This window comes from Psychrobacter sp. ANT_WB68, from assembly GCF_008369115.1.
In the GTDB taxonomy this organism is placed as follows: domain Bacteria; phylum Pseudomonadota; class Gammaproteobacteria; order Pseudomonadales; family Moraxellaceae; genus Psychrobacter.
This window is the reverse complement of record NZ_VOAZ01000002.1, coordinates 412,633-435,770: the sequence shown is the minus strand read 5'-3', so window position 1 is coordinate 435,770 and position 23,138 is coordinate 412,633. Positions and strand designations below refer to the sequence as shown.

Sequence of the window (23,138 nt, the reverse complement as noted above, 5' to 3'; positions counted from 1 at the left end):
AGTCATCGCTCAATACCTTTAAGACGTTGAACACCTTCAATCTGCTATACATTCGAAACCTTTAAAGACCGAATAAAATGACTATTTTTAATCAAAAATACCAGTTATTTTACTTAGGCTATTTTAAATCATTTGATATCAGTAATTTTGAAAATCCACTAAGCTCATGGCATTGAGACGATCCAAATCTTCTTGGGTATCGACGCCTGCCGGTAGATGACAGGCTGCTGAGGCAATAGCAATATGGCCACCATTTTCTAATACCCGCAATTGCTCTAGGCTTTCAAGTGTTTCGAGTGGCGTTTGCGGCCAGTGTACAAACTGCTGCAATAAGCTCACGCGATAGGCATATAATCCCAAGTGGCGATAAGCATTTTTTGGCGCTTGCTGCTGTGTAGCGCTGTCATTTGCCAGTACTACATCACGGTCACAAGGGATTGGCGCGCGACTAAAATACAATGCTCTCTGTAGGTGGTCAGATGTCTGACTGACGACTTTAACGACCGATGGACGCATAAAAGTTTCGTAGTCTTCGATAGGTTCACATAAAGTCGCCATCACGCTATCTGCATCTTGCACCAACAATGCTTTGACTTGCTCTAATAATAACGCCGGTACCAAGGGTTCATCGCCTTGCATATTGACTACGATATCATGCTCAGCCCAGCCTTTGATAGCCGCGACCTCAGCTAAGCGGTCAGTGCCTGAGGCATGCGCGCTACTCGTCATCACCACATCAAAGCCTGCATCTATACAAACTTTGGCAATTGCTTCATCATCCGTCGCAATACACATGTCATCCGCAAAATCAGCCAACTCTGCCTTTTCAGCCACCCAAAGTATCATCGGCTTACCATGGATGGTTAGCAATGGCTTACCAGGCAAACGGGTGCTTTTAAAGCGTGCAGGAATGACAATATGCGTTTTGGCGGGCGTTGTTTCAGCTGAGATTAAGACTGACGACATGGTGTATTCCTATAAAAAATTATTTAAAATTTTAGACTTCAGCCAGTAGTGATATCAATATTTAAAGCTTTTAATTGCTGCTGTAAGTTGGCATAAAAACTGTCCGATAACACCGCGGTTACTGGCAATACCCATAAGCGATTAACAAGTTCTTGATACTCCTCGCTAAGTATTTGGTGGCTAGTCGCATTCAATAATAATGCTTTTATTTTAACCGCGTCTTTACTGGTCACAATAATCGGCTGCTGGGTATATTGTAAAAGCTCAGACAAACTAAAGTCATAATGATCGGGATACGCATGCCCAACGACATCGAAACCGAGCGATAGTAAAGTATCAAAAAAACGTTGTGGATAGCCGATACCGCTTACCGCATGTACCCGACTATTTGGCACGGGCATTTTTGCTTCTGTGACAATTGAGCTATCTAGTTCAGCAGTAGAACTCCATAAAGGCTGCAACTTCTCAGCTTGTAGATGCATGGTTAAACGAGTAGATTGAGCCTTCTTATTGTCATCCGTGGCCGCCATATCGGCTTTTTCATGGTAGACCACATTTGCGCCCTGTAGGCGTGATATAGGCTCACGTAAAAAACCCGTTGGTAGCAGCTGCTGATTACCAAAGCCACGTGACGCATCGACCACAATCCATTCAATATCACGTTGCAATGCATAGTGCTGCAAACCATCATCGGCAATAATCAGTTGTAAATCGGGATAAGCCTTTAACAAGGCAGTAATCGCCTGTTCGCGATTAGGGCATACTGCCATAGCAGCGCCAGTTATATTGACAATTAAAGAAGGCTCATCACCTACGATGCTCGGTAAACTGCCTGTATGAACCAAAGCTGGCATTTGACTACTATCACCGCCATAACCGCGACTGATGATACCTACCTTTATTCCTTGCTTTTGCAAGTGACTCACTAACGCAATGATTAACGGTGTCTTGCCACTGCCACCCACTGTAATATTGCCGATGACCAACACCGGAATAGGCGCACGATAACTTGCAAACAGACCTACTTTATAAGCCTGACGACGTAGCAACGTGATGAATCCATACAACCAACTAACAGGCAACAGTAGCCAGAGCCAAGCGGCCTGACGTTGCCATGCATCTATCATTGTGGTTTCAATACTCATGATGATTTGTTACTCACCCTCAGTTATTTAGCCTATTTGTTTAGCCTCGCTATTTGCCCTAGTTACTGAGCACAATGCATTCTACAAGATAGTATTAACCAAAGCGGCTGCAGTCCATTTATTCAAAATCGCGAGCATACATTTGCGCATAATGACCCTTTAATTGCATCAGCTCTGCATGCGTACCGAGCTCGACAATCTGACCGCCATCTAGCACAGCAATACGATCCGCTGACTCAATCGTCGTTAAACGATGTGCAATCACTAGCGTGGTACGGTCTTTCATGACATTATCCAGCGCTTGCTGAATGTAGTATTCTGATTCATTATCTAAAGCACTAGTCGCTTCATCTAAAATCAAAATCGGTGCATCTTTTAATAAGGCTCGAGCAATAGAGATACGCTGGCGTTGACCACCAGACAGCTGCAAACCTTCAGCGCCAATTTCACTTTGATAGCCATTAGGCATTTTCATAATGAAGTCATGGGCAAAAGCATCTTTTGCAGCCTGCTCAACCTCAGCTTGGGTCTTATCCGCCAAACTGCCATAAGCAATATTATTAAACACCGTAGTATTAAAGAGCACCACTTGCTGATTGACCATGGCAATCTGGGCACGCAAGCTCTCAAGTTTAATATCTTCAATCGGCATGCCATCAAGGGTAATTTGCCCTGAAGAAGTGTCTAAGGTACGAGTAAGCAAGTTGACTAAGGATGATTTACCAGCGCCGCTACGCCCAACCAATGCCACTGTTTCTCCTGCACGCACATCTAAAGTAAAGTCACGTAGCGCCACGGTTGAATCAGGATAAACCAAACTGACATTATCCAGTTTAATTTCACCTGCCAAAGTAGGACTAAGTACACCAGTATCTGCTTCTTCCGGCTCATCTAATAAAGCAAATATTGATTCGCCGGCCGCGAGCCCTCTTTGCAACTGTTGATTGACATCAGTCAATGAACGCACAGGCTTACTTAATAGCCCCGCTGCAGCAATGTAAGAGATAAACTCACCTGCTGAAATATTATCTATCACCGCAGGGCGCAGCGCGAGCCATACCACCACCGCCATGGCCATCGCCATCAATAACTGTACGGCAGGGGTATTAATGCTATTGGTCACAACGACCTTCATCCCTTGGCGCAGGTTTTTCTTCGACGTCGTATCAAAACGTTTAGATTCATAGGCTTGTCCGCCGTAATTTTTCACCACTTGATAACCATTAATGACTTCATTGGTAATATGACTGACATCACCCATGGTTTCTTGAATACCCTTAGAAAGCTTTAAATAACGCTTTGAAGCCACCCGTATGAGCCATAAAATCGGTGGTAATACGACGAATAAAATTAAGGTCAAGCGCCAGTTGGTATAAAGCAAAAACCCTATCAAAGCCACTACTGTCAAGCCGTCGCGTAACAGAGTCTTCAACGAATCGGTACTGGCTGCGGTCACCTGCTCTACATCGAAAATAAGCTTGGATGAAATTGTTCCTGCTGGATTTGCTAAATAAAAAGAGCTTGGCAAACGCAGTAGCTTATTAAATACCTGTACACGTAATTCGTACACAAGATTGCGCGAGACTAACGCCGTATAATAGTTACCCAAAAAGCTTCCCACGCCACGAACGAAAAACAACATCACAATAATAAATGGAAATAAGTCCTGCTTACTTTGATCGTTTTGATTAATCGCATCAGTGATATATTGCAATAATTTGGCAATCCAAATCTCTGTTGCCGCATTAATAGCAAAGCCGATAACTGTCAGTAATAATGCCCACCAATATGGTTTAAGGTAGCTTAATAGACGTAATAAGGTCTTATGTTTAGGCGTACTGGACGGTGCTGCTGACAGTTTTTTAGCGGAAGTTTTTTTAGAGTCAGGTTGATTAGCTTGGCTCATAAAAGCCTCAATTTAGGTATAAAAAAGAATGAATGACACAGATGAAAAAGTAGCGAACGGTTATCAGATAGAGCAGTAAAAGGCTTAAGAGTAACAATAATAGCGCTTAATAAGCTTGACCTCTTTATCAAACACCATAAAATCTATTGCGGTAAAGGTTGACCAAGTGGCACAACCGTACTGATATTTAGATTTAAAAAACCCAATTTACCAGCGATATCCATGACGCGTACTACAGATTGATGCGTGGCATTCGCATCGGCGGCAATGACAAACAGCATATCACGATTACTTCCTGCCTCTTGCTGTAGCATGCTGGTCAATTCAGCCTCGTTGCTACTGGCAAGGGTAATTCCATTGACCAGATAACTGCCATCTTCTTGCACAGCTACTTCAATACTGTTCTTTTCTTCTGTCAGTGCCACACCCTCAGCTTCAGGAAGAATGATATTTAAGCGACTAAAATGATTGAACGACGTAGCAAGGAGTAAAAACACGATTAAAAATAATAAACAATCAATCATCGGTGTGAGATTGATTTCAAGCGGCTCAACGGTCGGTTTTCTAAAGCGCATATCACTCTCTTTAATGTGCTTAAATGTACAGGTTCAATAAGCAGTAATTCATATCATTAATGTTTGATACTACTATCGCAATAATTAGTAGGGTTAGCTTAATAGGCGCAATAGAATTAAGTGGCCGCAACCGTATTATCTAAATCTGAGGTGTCAATTGAAAGCTCATTACTTACATGACTCGCTTTACTATCTACTGCTGCATGAGTAGTCGGCTGAATAGCAGCAGAACTATTGATATTATCTAACAACTGATAATCATATAACTCTTGAATCATCAGCCCGGCTTGCGTCTCGAACTGCGCATTGATATCGATGATACGGCGCTGAAAATAACGATAGGCAACCAAAGCTGGGATAGCGACAATCATGCCAGCAGCAGTAGTAATCAATGCCTGTGACACGCCAGCAGCAAGCATGGTTGGGTCTTGCATCGCACCATCCGTAATCGCCAAAAACGACGAGATAATACCTAATACCGTGCCCAACAGACCAAGCAATGGCGCAATCGCACCAATGGTGCCAAGCATATTGATATTTTTTTCTAACTGATGCACTTGCACACTCGCGCGGTTCTGCATATGCATGGTCATGGAGTCTAAGCCGTATTGGCGGTAAAGCAGACCGGTCGCTAGAATATCGCCCAAAGGGGTCTTTTCTTTCACATTCATCAACTGCGTACGACCTATATCACCGTTTTCACGTAGGCGAGTTATCAGCTGTTCGCGCAATCTATTGGGCACAATCTTATTAAATTGCAAAGTGTGGCTACGTTCGATAATAATTACCAATGCCAATATTGAGCACACCACGATAGGTGTCATCAGCCAACCACCTGCTTTTACCAGCTCCCACATACTGACTCTCTTCTATGTTTTTATAAATTATTAAAAGATGGTTTACATTTGAATAGTTAGTTCAAGCTTTTAAAGCATATTAAGCTTGCGCTTCTATATGCTTAATCAAGGCTGCTAACTGATCTTGGCTATGGAAGAATATCTCAACACTACCCTGCCCGTCTTTTTTATGTTTGAGCTTTACTTCCGCCCCTAACATATCGGTTAAACGTTGGGTCAAACGCTCAACATCACGAGACTGTACTTGCTCAGTGCGATTGACTTTAGGAGCAGGTTGTAGAATGGATTTTACCAACTTTTCAGCTTCGCGCACCGTCATACCACCATCAATGATTTTTTGCGCAATGATAGGCTGTTGTTCTGATGATAAAGCTAACAATGTACGGGCGTGCCCCATATCTAAAGCACTGTTTGCCAAATGGTCTTTGACCGTATCATGAAGCTGATTGAGACGTAGCAGATTTGATACCGTGGTACGCGCCTTACCAACAACTTCGGCAATCATGGCATGACTCATACCAAACTCTGTATGAAAACGTTGTAAGGCGGCGGCCTGCTCAATCACTGATAAGTCTTCACGCTGGATATTTTCAATCAATGCCAATGCAATGGCCAACTCATCGGACAATGCACGCTCAATCGCTGGTATAACAGATTTACCCGCCATTTTTGCCGCACGCCAGCGTCGCTCACCCGCAATAATCTCGTGAGTAACCAACGCCTCGCTTTTGTCTTCGTTCGCCAGTAATGGACGAATGACGATCGGCTGCATCACCCCATGTTGTTCAATAGAAGAGGCCAATTCTGCCAGCGCAGTTTCACTCATATCACGGCGTGGTTGATACTTACCTGCTTGCAGACGCATAACATCGATTTGCACCAAACTGATTTGATCTTCAGGGGCGCTATTTTCTGTCACGTTTCCACGAGTTTTATTAGCAGGACTTTTCTTAATGGTCCGCGCTTTACGATTATTACTTTCAGTAGATTGATCCGTCACTTGCGAGGCAGAAGGTTTCTGAGCAGTTTTGACTGCTGCACTGGCATGCTGTTTGTCAGATACTAACGTTTCATTTTCCAACATTTCAGCTGGCACAGTAGCCTCACGCACCACCGTATCATCTTGTAAGGCAGAGGCGGCAATTTGTTTTTCTTTTTTGATCGACCCTAATAAAGCATCTAAGCCTCGATTGGCAGCCAACCCTCTTTTCTTTGCCATGATTACCTATCCTCTAACGCTAAAATAAAAAGCCAAATGATTGCTACTGCCGGCTTACTGATAAATATAGTTTGATGTTTTTAATGCATGTTTGAGCTAAACCAGCAAACTGATGATTCATGACTTTTGATTAGTGATTTTGATTAATGACTCTGTTTCATCACTTCAGCCGCCAGTTTTTGATACGCGCGTGCGCCTTTTGACCATCTCTCGTACGCGATAACTGGTAAGCCATGTGCCGGCGCTTCTGCTAGACGAATATTTCTTGGAATATGAGTCTGGTACATAATCTCGCCAAAGTGCGCCTCTAATTCAGCAGACACATCACGCGCCAAGGTATTACGCGCATCAAACAAGGTTCTGACCACGCCACGAATATACAGCTTAGGATTAAGTTCAGTGAGACGCTCAATTGTCTGTGACAAGTCCGCCAAACCTTCTAACGCATAATATTCACACTGCATCGGAATAATAACGCTGTCGGTGGCAACCAAAGCATTAATCGTCAGCAAGTTTAAGCTTGGCGCACAATCGATAATCACATAATCGTAAGCAGGCTTTTGGGCCGCAACTTGATCATTAACCAGCTCCGCCATCGCCGTTTTAAAAAGCTCATGACTGTTGGTCTTACTCATTAAAGTGATGTCCATACCTGCCAAATCACGATTGGCACCGATGACATCAAACCCTGCTGGGCTACTCACAATCGCCTCAGACAGTGTAACACCATCAAGCAGCACGTCAGCGATGGTCAGCTCTAACTCATTCTTATCCACGCCAGTGCCACTGGTCGCATTACCCTGTGGGTCTAAGTCAATCAGCAGTACATGCTTGCGCTTGGCCGCTAAGCTGGCGGTCAAATTCACTGCCGTCGTGGTTTTACCCACGCCGCCTTTTTGATTCGCAATTGCTATGATTTCCATACACTCACTCAATTTAATTAGGATCTATTACTGATTTTTACTTAAGCATGTTTGCTGCCAGTGCTTATCATTTTACTCAAACACCTGATGCCTACCTATATGGTTATTTAAACACTGGCGTATAAGTGAGCAGGTCATTCACTTCTTACTATAGAACAATTGTTGTCTTACAGTACGTTGCGTGCTCATAGCTTAGACATTTTTATAGGATAATTCAATTAAATGACGACTATCTTGTAAACGAGGCACTTTTAACTGAATCGTCTTAATTTGCCAATCGCCATCTAGCGCCTGTAATTCTTCATCGCTTGGGGCTTTACCTTTCATCGCGCATAAATAACCATTATCGGACAAGCGTGGCTGAGCGACTTCGACAAAATCGATCAGACTGGCAAAGGCTCTCGATGTTACCACCTCGTAGCTGGCTTCATGCGCTTCAATACGCGAGGCGATTGGGTGCATGTTACTCAAACCAAGCTCGCTACTGATTTGCTTAATAAAACGAATTTTTTTCTGATTACTATCAAGGGCGGTACACTGGCGCTCAGGCTGACAGATAGCGATAATAACCGCAGGCAAGCCCGCTCCCGTGCCAATATCAAGCAGAGACCCTGGCGGTAAATGCGTTATAATAGCCAAACAATCGATGATATGTTTGATGAGCGCTTCGACCGGATCGGTAATAGCGGTCAGATTATACGCTTTATTCCATAATAAAAGCTGGTCTAAATACAATAATAACGTGCGCTGCTGCGTTTCACTTAATGTAAGGCCCAGCTCATTTATTGCTTGCGCCAAGATATTTGCTAAGGTTGGCAATTGCCCACCAAGCTTTACGAAACCTGTCGGGTCAATATGAATTTTACCCATGCTAGCAGATGATGATGAGGTTTTAGTAGAATCTGACATACGGGGATTATCCAGTTTTGACATGTTAACCGTCTATTTTATCATGCAGGCTGCTCATTGAATAGTTGCAGATTGCGCCAATGTACGCCATCTTATACTATCTACGACTATATTGAAGGCTTATCTTCTTAGACAGTCATCAAGCTATCGCGTCAAAATGCCTATTATTTCAACTTAATCGGTAAAAAATTTTATCGCACTATGATACAAAACTGCGCCTAATCACTTGTCTAAAACGCTACTATATCTTGTAAGATGTGTTTATCCATTGTTAAAAATACATCCCTAAACTTAGCGCTTAAATATCAAAAACTCAATAACCATTCCTCCCTCTTAAAACGACTTACGATATAACTATGACCGAACTGCAAAAAACACCTATGAATTTAGATCCAACAGACACCAATCCTATGGTAACCGCTGCCAAAAAATCAGCAGAGTCAAAGTTATCAGGAACTAAGCTACCTAAAACGAACCCGGCACGCAAAAAGCCGACAGATAGCACGTTAGACATACCTACCACGCCTCATCCCGTATTCATCGAGGTTAATAAGCGCTGCCTTCTCAGCGCCGAGCAGCTTAAGCGCTATACTGATACCAATGAGCTACCGACCGATACCCGCACTGCCCCCGATTTAGATGTCGGCTTTGGGCAACAGCGTGCCCTTAAAGCATTGCACACGGCACTGGATATTCATGCCAGCGGCTATCATGTGTTTGCCGCTGGTGAAAACGGCTTGGGTAAACGCACCGTTATCAGTCGTTTATTGCAACGAATTGCCGCTGATGCGCCGACGCCCGATGATTGGGTCTATGTATACAATTTTACTGATCCACGTACACCGCAGGCATTGCGTCTACCTTCCGGTCAAGCGACAATACTACAACAGCAGGTCAATCAGTTGTGGCAGCAAGCCAAAAAACGACTCAGCCAGCGTTTTCGTAGCGATCAATATCAAAGCAAAATCGAAGCCATCAAAAATGATACTCATCAAAAAGAGAGTCAAGCCTACGATGCTCTAAATACGGAAGGCAAACAGTACGATTTGGCATTGACGTTTCGCTCATTTGATAATAAAGCGGTATTTGTACACCCTAGTAAATTGTCGGCAGAAGAAAACAGTCCCGTTATTAATAATCGACAAACTGCTAGCAGTCAAAAAAATCAAACAGCGACAGAAAAAACTGAGCAATCTCTCGAAGGCCATCTCAATCACAGCACTCTAGAACACAGCACTCTCAAACACAGTAATGATAAGTCTGATGACAACCATAACAACGAGTATGACAAGAGCGAATATGAAGCTGAGCTAAATAATTTTGCGCAAAAGAACCATATGCAAAAGCGTTTAAGTCAGTTAACCATCGCGTTAGAGCAATTAGAAGACGAAGCCAATGATGCGATTGAAGCGCTACATCGCAATATTGCACGTCGAGCACTACAGCCCTTATTTGCCCCTATCTATGAGCAGTTCGCTGCCCATCCATTGGTTATCGACTATCTAAAAACCGTATTTGCCGATATGGTCACGCATGTCGAGCGTATCGTCAATGGCGATGACGAAGAATTTGTGACGGCAGTCCTCGCTACAACGCCGAGCCGCTATGCAGTGAACGTCATTGTCAGTCACGCATCAGATAGTGGGGCACCTGTCATCTTTGAAGACTTGCCGACGCATTTAAACCTATTGGGTCATGTCGAGCAAATCACCCAATTGGGCACGGTGACCACCGATGTCAGTATGATTCGAGCAGGTGCCCTGCACCGTGCCAATGGCGGCTATCTATTGTTAGAAGCCAGTCACTTACTTGAGCACCCTTATGCATGGCAAGGTCTTAAGCGCGCGCTCCAATCACGTAAAATCAAGCTATCAAGCCTTGAGCAGATGCTCACCTTAACGGGTAGCCTATCGCTCGCGCCCGCACCCATTGACCTTGATATCAAAGTCATTTTACTTGGCGAAGCAGATTTATATTACGAATTACTAGAGCTTGAGCCTGAGTTTGATGCCGTATTTAAAGTACGCGCCGATTTTCATGATGATGTGACTCGCAGCCCTGAGCACGAATTGGCATTGGTGGCAAAAATGGCTGACATCATTGATTATGCCAACCTCTATCCTTTTGATAGTAGCGCCCAAGCCGCTTTACTTGAGCATTTAAGCTTACAAGCAGAAGACCAAGACCGCTTAAGCTTGCACAGTGATTTACTGATTAAGCTCTTACATGAATCCAACCGCCATGCGCGTTTGAGCGGTCAAAACATCGTTAGCGCCATTCACGTCACTTATGCTATTGACGATATGGATGAGCGCTCAGGATATTTGCGCGACCTCTATTGGGATGAGCTAAAAAATGGCCAGCAGCTCATTCAGACCCAAGGCGATGCTGTCGGACAAGTAAACGCGCTCACTGTCGTCAGCTATGCCGATAGCGAGTTTGGCATGCCCGCTCGTCTGACAGCGGTCATTCAGCCAAATATCGGCGCGGGCGAAATCCTCGATATCGAGCGCGATGTGGATTTAGGCGGTAGCTTACATGCCAAAGGCATGCTGATTATGACCAGCTATTTACGCGCCTTATTTAGTCAGCATCATGCACTAAATTTTAGTGCCTCGCTCGCTTTTGAGCAAAGTTATGCCCATATCGATGGTGATAGTGCGACGGTCAGTGAAGGCTGTGCATTGCTATCTGCTCTAGCAAACGTCCCTATCAATCAATCTTTTGCGATTACCGGCTCGATGAATCAGTTAGGCGAGGTCCAAGCGGTTGGCGGTATCAATTCTAAAATTGCTGGTTTCTTTGACGCTTGCCGTGAGCAAGAGCTGACGGGACAACAAGGCGTGGTCATTCCAATGGCCAACGTCAAACAATTAATGCTACGTGACGACATCATTGCCGCCGTTCAAGCAGAGCAATTTCATATTTATGGCGTACATACCCTAAGTGAAGCCTTGACCTTAATGACAGGTCTACCAGTCGATACCATGAATAAAAAAAGTCGATACCGTAAAGAAACCTTATTTGGCAAAGTACTAAGCCGTTTGATGCTGTGGGACGAGAATCAGAGCGCTGATGACGAAGTCGATAATAAAAAGTCAAAAAAGAAAGCCAAGAAAAAGCGCCAAGCCAAGCGTCAAAAAAAACAAGACAAACAAAAAAAATTGAAGAAAGAAAAAGATAAGTTAGATACAAACTCAGATGCAAACTTAGATATAAATACAGAAGAGCATCCCTAGACGTTGCCATGCTTTTCTGCGATGATTGGTTTTTTGTCATTCGCCTGACTAATTGACAAACGACTTATAGAAGCCAGCAACCAAACCCGTGACTGAATAAAGGTTATCTCTTAATGACTGTACATTCTACTGACGCTGATAGTCTGAGTCTACATGCTCAAGCAGCTGTTGATGAGCCAGCGACTGCTCTAGTGACTGCAGAAGCTGCTGCAGATAATAAAGTGTCTGAAGAGGCAGTGGATAATCGTCATGGAGCAGCGACAACGGCGCGGCAGTGGCAAGTACTGTCGCAATTGCAGCGCAATCGCTGGGTAGGCACCACTCATGTCTACGAACAGCTTATGTTGGCAGGCTTTGACATCAGTTTGCGCACGGTACAACGCGACTTAAATGCCCTTGCCAAACGCTTTCCTATCGAAAAAAACAATGCCAATCCGCAGGGTTGGCGCTGGAAAGATGATGCGCCACTCCAAAGTTTACCGCATATGAACTTATCACAAGCGGTTGCCTTTAATATGGTCGAAGCCAATCTAAGCCAGCTGTTACCGCCCGTTATTTTAGATGAGCTATTCCCTTGGTTTGATTTGGCACGCAGGCAGCTTAAAAACAGCAAAGTCACGCACTCATGGATTGACAGAGTGCGTATCGAGCCTGCAACTCAGCCCTTGATTGCACCGCATATCGACTTGGAAAGTAAAGACAATATTTATCATGCTTTATTTTATCAATTACAAATAAAAGCCAGCTATACCCGTAGTGATAAGTCACAAGCCAGCGAATACATATTAAATCCTATCGCTATCATCCAGCGTGGGGTAATTATTTATCTATTGACAACGCGTACCGATGACCCAGAAGTGATTATTCGTACCTTTGCTTTGCATCGATTTACCAGCGTCGAGATACTAGAAAGCGCGGCTAAGACACCAGACAACTTTCAACTGGATAACTATTTAGATGCAGGTGGCATGGGCTTTAGTCATCCGCTATTTAGCCAGCTGCCTGATCATGGAAAACATACCGTGGTTGAGCTACAATTTACCAAACAAGCGGGCAAAAGCTTAACGGAAAGTAAGCTGAGTGAAGACCAAACAGTCATCGTCAATAGCGATGAAACCCTGACCATACAAGGAACCGTTAACTTAACCTCGCAACTGGTTTGGTGGTTACGTGGCTTTGGTAGCGGTCTATTAGATGCCAAGCCCGCGCTGCTTTATCAAGCCGTATTAGACAAACCATTAAATGATGAATAGCGACAATAAAGAAAGACCGCTATCATTATTAATGATTATGAAAATCTAATAGCCATTCTCAAACACACTGACGCTTATATTATTAAAAAACCATTTTAAAATTAAAAATCCAAAAGGAATGTTATGTCGACCACTATCCCATCATCACTACTTTCAGACAGTTTAAGAGGGCTGGGTTTGGATGCGGGGACGTTATTTTTTGCGCTCAATTATGAATTTACCAAGATTGAGCAAAAAGGATTATTTAAAAACTTAAAGAAGCGCTTCAAAAAAAATGAAGGCGCCATTGATATCGATTTAGCCTGCGTACTCTATGACGACAACTGTACCATCAGCGATATCGTTTGGTTTAAGCAGTTACGTGATAAAGCGGAATCAGTCAAACATCAAGGCGATAGTCTCAATGGCAAAGACCGCGGTGAGCAAGCGATGTACCTTGCCCCTCTTGATCAAGAGCAAATCAGGCTTTATTTGGATAAAATTCCCGCTCACATCACTCATATTGCTTTAATGGCCAACTCTTATCATGGACAGCCTTTTAGCAGGGTCAAAAAAGGTGAAATTCATTTAAGTGATGATGAAGGTAACCGCTCTTTTGAAGTCAACTTAAAGCAGCTGCCGCGTGACTGTATTACCCTTTGGGTGGCGCACTTGCGCCGAGAGGTGGATGATTGGCATCTGACTTTACAAAACCTACCCCTGCCTGCGACCGATTTATCAACAGCCGCGCAAGAAGTGGCACATGAACTGGCACGCGTCCTGCCTGTTCCATAGGGCATTTATCCTTAATATAGAAATGATTGTTGCCTATCCATAAAAAAGGGTGAAACGTTATTAAATAGCGTTTCACCCTTTTCGTTTTATATACTAAAAATTTTAATTTAAGAAAAAACTTCAAACGTCAGCTTTACTCTAACGGCTCACCGCAATGCGGGCAAAAATTCTTTTGGCGCACTTCTCTTTCGCGGCGCTCCAGCTCTTGCTCACGCAATACTTGCAGCACAATCTCTTGTGCTTGCTCTTTATCCAATCCAAGCTCGCGGCGGATTTTTTCAATCATCATCTGATTCTGAACCAAGTCAAAATCACTATCAACCAATTGTCCTCGAAAATCTTGTTCAAGCTCTTCACGGCGCTGACTGAGCTCATTTGCCAGCCCTGTCGCCAAAATACCGGCCGGTAATGCCGCCAGACCGACGCCCAATATGGTGATGATTGCACCCAAGATCTTGCCTGCATTGGTAATAGGTGTTACATCCCCATAACCGACCGTCGTCAAGGTGACTACCGCCCACCACATAGCTTTGGGTATTGATTCAAACTCCTCTGGCTGCGCGTGATTTTCTACCAAATAAATACCACTCGATGCGGTCACAATCATAATGATTAAGATAAAAATAACCGCTTGAAACGAGCCTTTTTCTTTACTGAGAACCACCAATAAAATACGTAATGAGGCAAAATAACGGGTGAGCTTAAGAATGCGAAACAGACGCAAAATACGTAAGAAACGTAAATCGATACTGACGAAGAAATTCAAAAATGCGGGTGCAATCGCAATGATATCAATCAACGCCGACGGACTTTTTAGCCATTCCCAGCGCTGGCGCCAAGTCGTATTGTCCGGTTTGGCTTCAGCGACGCTCCATAACCTGAGCAAATACTCGACAGAAAATATGATAATCGAGAAGTTTTCAAACCAGGTAAAATAATCTTGGTACGGATAATACCAGCTGTCAACGGACTCAGCAATGACCGCCGTGACGTTGGCCATGATCAAAAGAATGAGGAAGTAGTCAACATAGCGACTAAAGAGCGTGTCATGCTCATCGTTTTGCAAAATATTATAGACGAAAAGACGCAAGCGCCGTATAGATTGGAGTAGCATGGCGTCCCTATATGCGGTGCGTGGTAACACCGATCCTATATTAATAAAGAATTAGGTATGAGATATCCGTAAAGGGAGTCATGACTCATCTACCATAAGAAAGTGTTTCGCTTGCAAGCTTTTGATGAGCTGTTTTTAAACCTTTATTTCATAAGTAGTATTTTGAATAGCAACTTTTTCAAAATTCAAACCAAAAAAATGGGTAGGCGTCTTTAATTTACGCATCACTAGTCATTATTATACAAAATTTAGATAATAAATGTAGGTTACTGCTAACAATAGCATAGCAATCGCTAAGAAAACGAAGCGTAAAAATTGTTGATCAGCCTATAATTGATTACTTAGGTTTCGCGCAGGTAATAAGAATAAACCACAGTTAGGGCAACAGGAGTCTACTTGGTTCAATAGCTTTAAGGAACGGGCGTTTTCACAGCGAAGCGGAGAATTACTACAATAGCCGAGCATAATATATAACCAAATCCTTTAGTAAATAGCAAAAAAAATGCCTCATTGAAGTAACGTAAGCCATTAAAAAAACAAATCCTAACTTAGCCTATCAACTTAGTCGTAACTGTAACTTAAAATATAAATATTACCTCTTTCTATTCAAAACCTTACTTCTGGTAAGGCTTTTGTATTATAATAGATAGATAATGTTACGAGTTAAGTACAACTATAACATTGTGTATCGGTCACTAATGTCATCCCTCATTAGAAATTGACCAATAATCATCTATTACGTTGAGGAATCAAACGATGAAACTACAATCCCTAGTTTTGGCTGCTGCAACTGCACTTACTATGACCACTGCTTTCGCTGTACCTGCTGGTACTTGGTCGGTGGCTGCTGGCGCACACTATGTGGACCCTAAGAGCGATAACGGTAGTGTATTAAATGATACATACTCTGTTGATATTGATGGCGATGTACGTCCAACCATCAGTGGTGAATACTTTATCGCTAATAACGTTGGTGTTGAACTACTAGCAGCGATTCCATTTCATCATGACTTTACACTAAATGCTAAAGATGGTTCAGCTCCCTTAACCGGTAAGACTCAACATTTACCACCTACTCTTTCATTACAATATCACTTCGATGGCTATAACATGCCTATGAATGTGAAGCCTTTTGTTGGTGTTGGTGTAAATTATACTACTTTTTTTAAAGAAAGAATCTCTACTGGTGGTGATCTAGATCTTGATGATAGCGTTGGTGTTGCTGGTCATATCGGTCTTGATATCCCATTTGCGCCTACTGAATCCTTCCGTATTGATGCCCGTTATATGGACATCAAAACCGATGCTACTTTAGATGGCGTAGATATTGGTGAGATTGATATCAGCCCTTGGGTATATGGCGTTGCTTTTGTAAAACAGTTCTAATATAGCCCATTGCTATAAACTGAACGCCATGAATAAAAGAAGCCAGCTTAATAGCTGGCTTCTTTATGTTTGTGAATACCTTTTATTTTAAATAGAAGACAATAAAAAAGACCATCCGTAGATGGCGTTTTTTGATAAAGCCTGATAAAACCTGATAATCTCAAAGCCTTTATTTTACATACCTTTAGTGCTAATATGTTACTTGTGATAACGTTAGTGCAAGTGTGAAAAAGCCAATTGAACGGCTACCAAAATGGCTACCAGTTTGCAGGTGATAAGATGACAATCAAAATAGACTTAACAACTGATACCCAAATCAAACGGGCAATCAAAGACACTATCAAAGCTGGCAAGACTATCAGTTACCCTATAGCCGGCTATAAAGGCTTAGAGGTACGCATAAGACCACACAAAGATAGCCCAGACGCTACAGCCGATTTTAGACACCGTTACACACACCCCATCACAAGCAAACGCCCTTACATGACGCTAGGACAATACCCAGCGTTAAGCCTTGCCGATGCCCGTCAATATCACAGCGATAACATGCAACTGTTAGCCAAAGACATAGACCCAATAGAGCATAGAGCCGATACCAAGCAAAAAGACATAACAGACCGCCAAAACACCTTAAATAATTTCATCAATGAATGGTTAGAAGTACAGCACAGCAAAAACTTATCACCGTCTAGTATCAAAAACATTAACATTGCAATAAAGCCTATCCAGCAACAACTAGGAAATATGAAAGTGACAGATATTAGCCCTAGTATCGTCATTAAGTTTATTAAAGACATACAAAAGACATATTCATATAAGGGCTTGCAGGTCAAAACTATATTAAAAAGTATTCTACAGATTGCTAAGGCTCATATGATTATTGAGTACAACCCAGCCAGCGACCTACAAGGGACACTTATTAATCACAAAGTAAAACATCATGCAGCACTAACAGACCCTAAAGAATTTGCCGAACTGCTAAAAGACATTGACCAGCTAGACGATGCAAGCCAGCTACACAATAAGCGCGTATTGCAGCTATTAGCATTAACGTTTGTTCGAGTTGGTGACATGTGTGCTATGAAGTGGACAGATATTAATTGGTTTAAAAAACAATGGGAACTTAAGCCAAAGAAAGCAGGTAACAGGGCCGACATGGTAGCCAGTATTGTTATACCCCTAGCACCGCAAGCCATTGCCATATTAGAGCAGATGAAGCCGCTTACAGGTGATAGCGACTATGTATTTCATAACCCAAGACGCAAAAAAGAGCCTTATCACCATACGCAAGCAATCAACAAAGTATTGAATAGTGATCTAATGAATAACGGACAAGGCTATAAAGATATTCACAGCCCACACGGTTTTAGAAGTAGCGCAAAAACTATGCTAATGGAGCGACTAGGCTATGATGAACTGATAACCGAACTGGCACTAGGCCACCGCATGCTTAACGCATATGGTACAGCATACAACCGTATGACAGGCTTAGAACAAAGAGCGGACATGATGACAGCATGGGCCAACTACTTAGACGATATTAAGGCTGGCAAGTTTGATAACGTGATCCGTGCAGACTTTAAGAAAGCAGCCAAACAAAAACACGGCTAAAGCCATATAATAAACAGATGAACCAGTTTTGACAGCTCAAGGGCTATCAGTACCAATTGCAAGGCTAGGACTAATTACCCGAACGGCAGCGATTTACACACCTTAAAGCAGCCAGCGCCTTGCACCTTATTTTATAAAAAGGTGTGTAAAGGTGTGAATGTGAGTTTAATGACAGCTAAGGAATACCTGAAAGCATATAAGGAAGATACAGAAGCTCAGTACATAAATATTTGTAATTTTCTAGAACTGCTTGTTGATTTTGAGCAGTCAAATTTAGAAGAGATCACAACTTATTTAAATCTAAGCTTATTTTCATCTACCACAGTAATGTATAAGAAAAACTTGGGTTATATTAGTTCTAAAGGTGATGATAAAAATGAATGTGAAACTACTCAAATTTTCCTTAACGATATAGCAAAAACATCGGATTTTTGCATAATAATGGGGTTTCCTTATTCAACCCGTGAAAAATATAAAGATTATTACTTTTCATTATTAGAGATATTCCAGTCGCAAGCTTTACAGCAAATTAGTTTCAAAGAGAAATATGCAGCTCATGAGGCTATGGGTAAAGGGTTTTGCTATATCAGCCAAGGCTCTATCGGTAGTGTTTTTAGGTTAGGTGATCTCGTATCAGGTTTACCACAACAAAGAATCGATGAAATTATATCTTGTAATCAGATCGTAAAAGTAGAAGTTAACAATAAGATAAGACTACAAGACGTTGATGGCATACAAAAACAAGCGATGATAAAAATATACGAATATTTAGATGCACAAGAAAAAGCTTATAATTCCACATCTACGCATAGCGATGCACTAGCGCGCTTTTTCGAAAACATGCAAACATCTAATATACTTGTGGATAAAGAAACCGATAACTTGGTGAAACATGAATATCCACTAACATTAACACCTATTCAAAAATACACTCTTGAAATGCAAAATATTGTATTCCCCTTAGCTGAAAAAATATGGAGTTACGATAAGGGCACTAATTTGTTAATGCGTAAGCAAGTAGCTAAGTTGATAGTTGACCTACTACCCCATCTTGAACTAAGGATGGACCAAGTTAATAAATGGTTAAAAGACTCTTATCCAGTACCACAAGCAATCATTGATAGATGCGCTCGGAATGATTATGGCAATAAAAAGCATGAAACTATTGAGCGTGAAAAGATTAAGAACAAGATATATGTTGAGCTAAGTAATGGAAACTCAAATTATTTGTAAGTAATGACCCTTAAATTCTAGAATTGCCCCCTGATTGCTAGAATACCCAGCTACCGCCCTACCTATCGTAAACCTAATATGACACCTGTTACTAACCATTAACTAACAGGTGATCTTATGACCAATATCAATCCAACAATCAATGACAGCAATCAAGCTAAAGATGAGCAACCAGCCCCTTTAAACCCTCAAGGCTATTCACGCATTCAGCCCACAGCCGAACTAATCGGACTACACCACCAAACACTAAGACGCTGGTGGAAAGCTGACAAATTCCCTAAGCCAATTGATATAAACGGTATTCCTATGTTTAGGAATAGCGATATTTTGCACTTTATTGAAAGTCAGCAATCAGATTGTGAGGGGGCTTAATCATGGATAAGCTAAAACGCAGCCAAAACCAAATCATTAAAGATCATCTTTTGACAGGTCAATCAATCACACGCTGGCAAGCTATCGAACTTTATAGAATAGCCACGCTACCCACTCGCATTAATCAGTTAGAAAATACAGGCTTAACCATACAGCGCAAGCGAGTAAATAAAGACGGCAAGCACTGGAATGTTTATTGGATTGATGCCGATAATCTAGCTAGTGGGGTGCAATCATGAGCCAGCCAAACGACATATTAGAACCGCGCCTAGTGGCAGTAGATAGTTATTACTTGTCTGTCATTAATGACCGCATACAAGACCTATCAAACGATGCGGAGAGCCTAGCAATGGCACTTAGTGCTATCAATACCAATGATGACGCAAGCAAGGGAGTGATAGTGGCAGTTAGAAGCGCCTTACTTGCTAATAGCGAGCTGGCAAGCATTGTTAGTGAAATGATGGACGGGCTTATAACCTTACCAACAGTGGAGGTAACAAGCCATGAGTGATAACACCTTTATAAATCAAGTGATGGACGGGCTAAAAGATAAGGGCATGCTGATGATACCTGATGACTTCATCGACCAGCTAATCATCACCTTACATGCCAATGTAACCATCATTAACACCATGACAGAAATTGCAGAACTTGAGAACAAAATGCAAAACCTGTTAATGATACCCAAAATTAATAGGCAAGTAAGTTCACTCAAAGAGTTATCGAAAAACATAGCAGAAATAGCCTTTAACGTGGAGGACGTAAGAAATGACCAACGATAACAAAAGCAAATCAAAATCCAGCCACGGGCCACACAGCACCAGCCAACCGCAAAAACGCGGCTTACTACTTAGCTTTATCATCTTTATGGCATGGGTTATAGGCATTGGCTTAGCATTGGCATTGATCGCTTGCGAGCCAGCGCAATTGCAAGGGGTAAGTCATGAGCAGCGATAACCCTAAAACATTCATGGATGCTCAACTTGCCTATGCTAAATCAATACATGGCAGGGAAAAGAAAAGGCGTGATAAAAAGATGCAACGCTACCACCAAATCAAACGGGCAGCAACACAGGTAAAGCATGGCAAGTATAAAGGGGGGCAATGATGAATGATACAGACAAAGCAAAGCCCCAAGCTGATGACAAGGGGCTTAACACTTTACTAGGCACTTCAAAGCAAACTACAGATAAGATTATAGCAAATGATGAAGTATTAACCAGTCTTATAGCACTAGGTCAAGGCGATAAAATACGACAGTTTAATGCTAAATTTTACATATCAGGTGAAATAGTAGATACCGCTGGCAAGGTGGCTATAGTATTAAGCAATAACTTGCACCAGCCAGCCAATATAGGCATTTATACGCCTAATAGTGATGAACCCATAGAGGTAACAGACCCAAGCCAGCCCAGTGCTTTTGTTATTGGTAATCTTAGTTTAGATAGTGACTGGTATGCAGTAAAAAGTCTTACTGAAGGCATAGAGCTATACAGGCAGCTATTAGGCCAAGGGCTAAACGTCACTATTTTAGTGAGTATTAACCCCTATCATTTTAATGACATGGTTAAGCATTTTGCAGAGGTTAAGCGAGTTATTATTACTGCTACCATAGATAAAAAAGACCAGCTAACCAAGCCACTGCTAGGGGTAAACGTCAAAGCGATAATAACTACTTTTGACTTGCTGCTATGGTTTGATAATTACCAGACGCTTGATGATGTTTTAAATGACCATGAAACTATCATTAAAGACTTGTTAGCTGATGCGTGGGGGCTGTTAGGCGATATAGCAGACCAAGACAGTAAAGCCACACCCTACCCAGTAGAGGCATGGGGCATCGATGGAGAGATACTCAGAGATGCTTTAACGGCAATTACCTATCATGCACAAGTACCGCCAGCAATGGCAGGGCAATGCATGCTAGGGGCTTTAGGTACTATTATTCAGCAATACATAAACGCCCCTTATGCTTTAGGTGATAAGTTTATGCCAGCCTCGCTATTTTTACTCACTGAGGCAGAAAGCGGAGGCGGTAAAAGTAGAACGGTAGATTTTACCCATAAAGAGCTATTCAATTATCAAAACGACAAGCGCAAAGAATACAGAACCTTGCTAGATGAATGGCTTGCACAAAAAGCCAGCACACCAAAAAAAGATTTAGAGCTATGGTTACTTGAAAACCCCAAACCTAAGCAATCTATACTTTTAGTCAAGTCTGGCACTATTCAAGGCTTTTTAGACAATATGCTGATCGGTAATACTACTGATATAGCATGGTCAACGGCTGAGGCAGCGTTATTCCTAAGCGGTCATAGCTTAACCAGTGACACCGCAAAAAGTAACATTAGCCAAATATGTGACATATGGAGTAGTGGCTCATTTGATAGGCTACTATCCCCTCGTTATGACACCATAGAGCAAAACAGCATGAATGGGGTTAGGTTTATCCTAGACTTGCAAGGACAGCCACCAGTAATCGCACCAGCATTAAATGATGAGGCTATGAACGGTCAAGGCTTATTACCTCGTTTTCTGTTTGCCTTTCCTGACAATATGAACGGTCAAATAGTTTATAACACTGATGAAAGGCTAGACGCTAAACCAGAACAAGACCCCAGATTGCAGGCTTACTGGCAACGATGCCAAACGCTGCTAGACCCCATTGCTGATAGTGTGGAGAGAGATAACGAGGGCAATATTATCCGCTTTAATATGCCCTTTAAAGATAGGCAGGCTAGAAAGGCTTTAGCCAATTATCAAACCGATAAAGAAAGCCAGTTATGCAAAGGCGGTAAGTTAGAGAAGTATGCAAGCTATGCCAGACGCTTACACGAAAATGCCAGTCGTATCGCCTCGATACTTGCTTACTTTGATGGTAGACGGGTTATATCAGCCGAAGATATACATAGAGCCTCGCTATTGACTGACTACTCGATAAGCGAGCGTATGCGATACACTGACAAGCCCCAATCTGGTGATAATGACGCTCAAAAGCTAATCAGCTGGCTAGTGAATTACTGCAATAGGCAGTCCGTTAAAGAACTGGCTTATTCAACGGCTCAAAGCAAGGTTACCCCTAAGTATTTACGGCAAAAGCATAACTTTGAGTTGATAGCTGAGGTATTAGAAAGCGAGGGTTATATTAAGATCATAACCAATGGCAGGGCTAGAACCATACAAGTAAGACCTGAACTATTAACGGCTAGATAAGGGGAAAACTAGGAAAGTGAGAAAACAACAGCTAGAACGCTTGCTATGCATACACTAGCCAGCTTTCCTACCTATCGACTCACTAGGCAAGTGGGGAAAGTAAACGGCTAACCAGCTGCTAACTTTCCTTACTTGCCTTTTTGCATTTATAAGGGAAAACACTATAACCCATATATACCAATGCTTTAGCAACTCACTTTCCTACTTTCCCCATTTTCCCCATTTTCCCCATCTATGGATATATAAATAAACCTAGATTAACACACCAAGTGCAACGCTAATTAATGGAATAAAATACCTGGTTTGGCGTTTTAAACCCCAAACGCTTTCTTGGTCTGTTGTTTAATCTGTCTTCAATATTTTGTACCTCATCATCAGATACTTGTCTAAAGTCACATCCTTTAGGCAAGTACTCTCTAATCAAGCCATTGGTATTTTCGTTT

At 42.2% G+C, this 23,138-nt stretch carries 22 protein-coding genes; 13 read left to right on the top strand and 9 right to left on the bottom strand.

Going from position 1 to position 23,138, the window contains the following annotated elements; genetic code table 11:
* Positions 1 to 138 precede the first annotated feature (138 nt).
* From kdsB to rsmG, 8 genes are all read right to left on the bottom strand, one after another.
* Positions 139 to 966, bottom strand: a complete 828-nt coding sequence (kdsB, locus tag FQ084_RS06985) for a 3-deoxy-manno-octulosonate cytidylyltransferase (protein ID WP_188032921.1) — start codon at positions 964 to 966, stop codon at positions 139 to 141.
* Between the two features lie 38 nt (positions 967 to 1,004).
* Entirely contained in the window at positions 1,005 to 2,111 is a 1,107-nt protein-coding gene (gene lpxK, locus FQ084_RS06980; RefSeq protein WP_149489912.1) for a tetraacyldisaccharide 4'-kinase, read from the bottom strand.
* Positions 2,112 to 2,229: 118 nt separating this feature from the next.
* On the bottom strand, positions 2,230 to 4,017 hold the full coding sequence (msbA, locus tag FQ084_RS06975; RefSeq protein WP_149489911.1) for a lipid A export permease/ATP-binding protein MsbA: 1,788 nt from the start codon (positions 4,015 to 4,017) through the stop codon (positions 2,230 to 2,232).
* A 143-nt stretch (positions 4,018 to 4,160) separates the two neighbouring features.
* Positions 4,161 to 4,592 (bottom strand): ExbD/TolR family protein, encoded by a 432-nt coding sequence (locus FQ084_RS06970; protein ID WP_025651795.1) that lies wholly within the window; start codon positions 4,590 to 4,592, stop codon positions 4,161 to 4,163.
* 116 nt (positions 4,593 to 4,708) lie between these two features.
* The gene (locus FQ084_RS06965) at positions 4,709 to 5,449 is read right to left on the bottom strand and encodes a MotA/TolQ/ExbB proton channel family protein (RefSeq protein WP_262880687.1); all 741 of its coding nucleotides are present in this window, start codon (positions 5,447 to 5,449) and stop codon (positions 4,709 to 4,711) included.
* A 79-nt stretch (positions 5,450 to 5,528) separates the two neighbouring features.
* Complete coding sequence (locus tag FQ084_RS06960) at positions 5,529 to 6,668, bottom strand: ParB/RepB/Spo0J family partition protein (RefSeq protein ID WP_149489910.1); 1,140 nt, start codon at positions 6,666 to 6,668, stop codon at positions 5,529 to 5,531.
* A 143-nt stretch (positions 6,669 to 6,811) separates the two neighbouring features.
* On the bottom strand, positions 6,812 to 7,591 hold the full coding sequence (locus FQ084_RS06955) for a ParA family protein (RefSeq protein WP_149489909.1): 780 nt from the start codon (positions 7,589 to 7,591) through the stop codon (positions 6,812 to 6,814).
* A 192-nt stretch (positions 7,592 to 7,783) separates the two neighbouring features.
* Positions 7,784 to 8,500, bottom strand: a complete 717-nt coding sequence (gene rsmG, locus FQ084_RS06950) for a 16S rRNA (guanine(527)-N(7))-methyltransferase RsmG (RefSeq protein WP_149490202.1) — start codon at positions 8,498 to 8,500, stop codon at positions 7,784 to 7,786.
* A gap of 356 nt (positions 8,501 to 8,856) precedes the next feature.
* Between rsmG and FQ084_RS06945 the strand changes: the two genes are divergently transcribed.
* From FQ084_RS06945 to FQ084_RS06935, 3 genes are all read left to right on the top strand, one after another.
* Positions 8,857 to 11,739, top strand: a complete 2,883-nt coding sequence (locus FQ084_RS06945; protein WP_149489908.1) for an ATP-binding protein — start codon at positions 8,857 to 8,859, stop codon at positions 11,737 to 11,739.
* Positions 11,740 to 11,852: 113 nt separating this feature from the next.
* Positions 11,853 to 12,992: a helix-turn-helix transcriptional regulator gene (locus FQ084_RS06940; RefSeq protein WP_149489907.1), complete on the top strand. Its 1,140-nt coding sequence runs from the start codon at positions 11,853 to 11,855 to the stop codon at positions 12,990 to 12,992.
* A 123-nt stretch (positions 12,993 to 13,115) separates the two neighbouring features.
* The gene (locus FQ084_RS06935) at positions 13,116 to 13,766 is read left to right on the top strand and encodes a TerD family protein (RefSeq protein WP_149489906.1); all 651 of its coding nucleotides are present in this window, start codon (positions 13,116 to 13,118) and stop codon (positions 13,764 to 13,766) included.
* Between the two features lie 133 nt (positions 13,767 to 13,899).
* On the opposite strand, the gene FQ084_RS06930 is transcribed toward FQ084_RS06935, so the two are convergent.
* Positions 13,900 to 14,880, bottom strand: coding sequence for an ion transporter (locus FQ084_RS06930; RefSeq protein ID WP_149489905.1), 981 nt, complete (start codon positions 14,878 to 14,880; stop codon positions 13,900 to 13,902).
* A 756-nt stretch (positions 14,881 to 15,636) separates the two neighbouring features.
* Here FQ084_RS06930 and FQ084_RS06925 point away from each other — a divergent pair.
* The 10 genes from FQ084_RS06925 (at position 15,637) to FQ084_RS06885 (ending at position 22,695) form a co-directional block, all read left to right on the top strand.
* Positions 15,637 to 16,266 (top strand): OmpW/AlkL family protein, encoded by a 630-nt coding sequence (locus tag FQ084_RS06925; protein WP_149489904.1) that lies wholly within the window; start codon positions 15,637 to 15,639, stop codon positions 16,264 to 16,266.
* A gap of 279 nt (positions 16,267 to 16,545) precedes the next feature.
* Positions 16,546 to 17,877, top strand: coding sequence for a tyrosine-type recombinase/integrase (locus tag FQ084_RS06920; RefSeq protein WP_149489903.1), 1,332 nt, complete (start codon positions 16,546 to 16,548; stop codon positions 17,875 to 17,877).
* 159 nt (positions 17,878 to 18,036) lie between these two features.
* Positions 18,037 to 19,110: a hypothetical protein gene (locus FQ084_RS06915; RefSeq protein ID WP_149489902.1), complete on the top strand. Its 1,074-nt coding sequence runs from the start codon at positions 18,037 to 18,039 to the stop codon at positions 19,108 to 19,110.
* Between the two features lie 117 nt (positions 19,111 to 19,227).
* Positions 19,228 to 19,482 (top strand): helix-turn-helix transcriptional regulator, encoded by a 255-nt coding sequence (locus FQ084_RS06910; protein WP_149489901.1) that lies wholly within the window; start codon positions 19,228 to 19,230, stop codon positions 19,480 to 19,482.
* Positions 19,483 to 19,484: 2 nt separating this feature from the next.
* The gene (locus tag FQ084_RS06905; RefSeq protein ID WP_149489900.1) at positions 19,485 to 19,721 is read left to right on the top strand and encodes a helix-turn-helix domain-containing protein; all 237 of its coding nucleotides are present in this window, start codon (positions 19,485 to 19,487) and stop codon (positions 19,719 to 19,721) included.
* Positions 19,718 to 19,993, top strand: coding sequence for a hypothetical protein (locus tag FQ084_RS06900; RefSeq protein ID WP_149489899.1), 276 nt, complete (start codon positions 19,718 to 19,720; stop codon positions 19,991 to 19,993). The genes FQ084_RS06905 and FQ084_RS06900 overlap by 4 nt, the downstream gene beginning before the upstream one ends.
* On the top strand, positions 19,986 to 20,264 hold the full coding sequence (locus tag FQ084_RS06895) for a hypothetical protein (RefSeq protein WP_149489898.1): 279 nt from the start codon (positions 19,986 to 19,988) through the stop codon (positions 20,262 to 20,264). The genes FQ084_RS06900 and FQ084_RS06895 overlap by 8 nt, the downstream gene beginning before the upstream one ends.
* Positions 20,251 to 20,439, top strand: coding sequence for a hypothetical protein (locus tag FQ084_RS06890; RefSeq protein ID WP_149489897.1), 189 nt, complete (start codon positions 20,251 to 20,253; stop codon positions 20,437 to 20,439). Before FQ084_RS06895 ends, FQ084_RS06890 begins: the two co-directional genes overlap by 14 nt.
* The gene (locus FQ084_RS13255) at positions 20,426 to 20,590 is read left to right on the top strand and encodes a hypothetical protein (protein ID WP_188032920.1); all 165 of its coding nucleotides are present in this window, start codon (positions 20,426 to 20,428) and stop codon (positions 20,588 to 20,590) included. Before FQ084_RS06890 ends, FQ084_RS13255 begins: the two co-directional genes overlap by 14 nt.
* On the top strand, positions 20,590 to 22,695 hold the full coding sequence (locus FQ084_RS06885) for a DUF3987 domain-containing protein (RefSeq protein WP_188032919.1): 2,106 nt from the start codon (positions 20,590 to 20,592) through the stop codon (positions 22,693 to 22,695). Before FQ084_RS13255 ends, FQ084_RS06885 begins: the two co-directional genes overlap by 1 nt.
* The last annotated feature ends 443 nt before the right edge of the window (positions 22,696 to 23,138 follow it).

Excerpts from the sequence above, each read along its gene's own strand:
- FQ084_RS06965 (WP_262880687.1), bottom strand. The coding sequence starts at position 5,449 with ATGTGGGAGCTGGTAAAAGCAGGTGGTTGGCTGATGACACCTATCGTG.
- FQ084_RS06960 (WP_149489910.1), bottom strand. The coding sequence starts at position 6,668 with ATGGCAAAGAAAAGAGGGTTGGCTGCCAATCGAGGCTTAGATGCTTTA.
- FQ084_RS06895 (WP_149489898.1), top strand. The coding sequence starts at position 19,986 with ATGAGTGATAACACCTTTATAAATCAAGTGATGGACGGGCTAAAAGAT.
- FQ084_RS06955 (WP_149489909.1), bottom strand. The coding sequence starts at position 7,591 with ATGGAAATCATAGCAATTGCGAATCAAAAAGGCGGCGTGGGTAAAACC.
- FQ084_RS06940 (WP_149489907.1), top strand. The coding sequence starts at position 11,853 with ATGACTGTACATTCTACTGACGCTGATAGTCTGAGTCTACATGCTCAA.
- FQ084_RS06945 (WP_149489908.1), top strand. The coding sequence starts at position 8,857 with ATGACCGAACTGCAAAAAACACCTATGAATTTAGATCCAACAGACACC.
- msbA (WP_149489911.1), bottom strand. The coding sequence starts at position 4,017 with ATGAGCCAAGCTAATCAACCTGACTCTAAAAAAACTTCCGCTAAAAAA.
- FQ084_RS06930 (WP_149489905.1), bottom strand. The coding sequence starts at position 14,880 with ATGCTACTCCAATCTATACGGCGCTTGCGTCTTTTCGTCTATAATATT.
- FQ084_RS06925 (WP_149489904.1), top strand. The coding sequence starts at position 15,637 with ATGAAACTACAATCCCTAGTTTTGGCTGCTGCAACTGCACTTACTATG.
- FQ084_RS06920 (WP_149489903.1), top strand. The coding sequence starts at position 16,546 with ATGACAATCAAAATAGACTTAACAACTGATACCCAAATCAAACGGGCA.
- FQ084_RS06910 (WP_149489901.1), top strand. The coding sequence starts at position 19,228 with ATGACCAATATCAATCCAACAATCAATGACAGCAATCAAGCTAAAGAT.
- rsmG (WP_149490202.1), bottom strand. The coding sequence starts at position 8,500 with ATGTCAGATTCTACTAAAACCTCATCATCATCTGCTAGCATGGGTAAA.
- FQ084_RS06885 (WP_188032919.1), top strand. The coding sequence starts at position 20,590 with ATGAATGATACAGACAAAGCAAAGCCCCAAGCTGATGACAAGGGGCTT.
- kdsB (WP_188032921.1), bottom strand. The coding sequence starts at position 966 with ATGTCGTCAGTCTTAATCTCAGCTGAAACAACGCCCGCCAAAACGCAT.
- FQ084_RS06935 (WP_149489906.1), top strand. The coding sequence starts at position 13,116 with ATGTCGACCACTATCCCATCATCACTACTTTCAGACAGTTTAAGAGGG.
- FQ084_RS06900 (WP_149489899.1), top strand. The coding sequence starts at position 19,718 with ATGAGCCAGCCAAACGACATATTAGAACCGCGCCTAGTGGCAGTAGAT.
- FQ084_RS13255 (WP_188032920.1), top strand. The coding sequence starts at position 20,426 with ATGAGCAGCGATAACCCTAAAACATTCATGGATGCTCAACTTGCCTAT.
- FQ084_RS06970 (WP_025651795.1), bottom strand. The coding sequence starts at position 4,592 with ATGCGCTTTAGAAAACCGACCGTTGAGCCGCTTGAAATCAATCTCACA.
- lpxK (WP_149489912.1), bottom strand. The coding sequence starts at position 2,111 with ATGAGTATTGAAACCACAATGATAGATGCATGGCAACGTCAGGCCGCT.
- FQ084_RS06905 (WP_149489900.1), top strand. The coding sequence starts at position 19,485 with ATGGATAAGCTAAAACGCAGCCAAAACCAAATCATTAAAGATCATCTT.
- FQ084_RS06890 (WP_149489897.1), top strand. The coding sequence starts at position 20,251 with ATGACCAACGATAACAAAAGCAAATCAAAATCCAGCCACGGGCCACAC.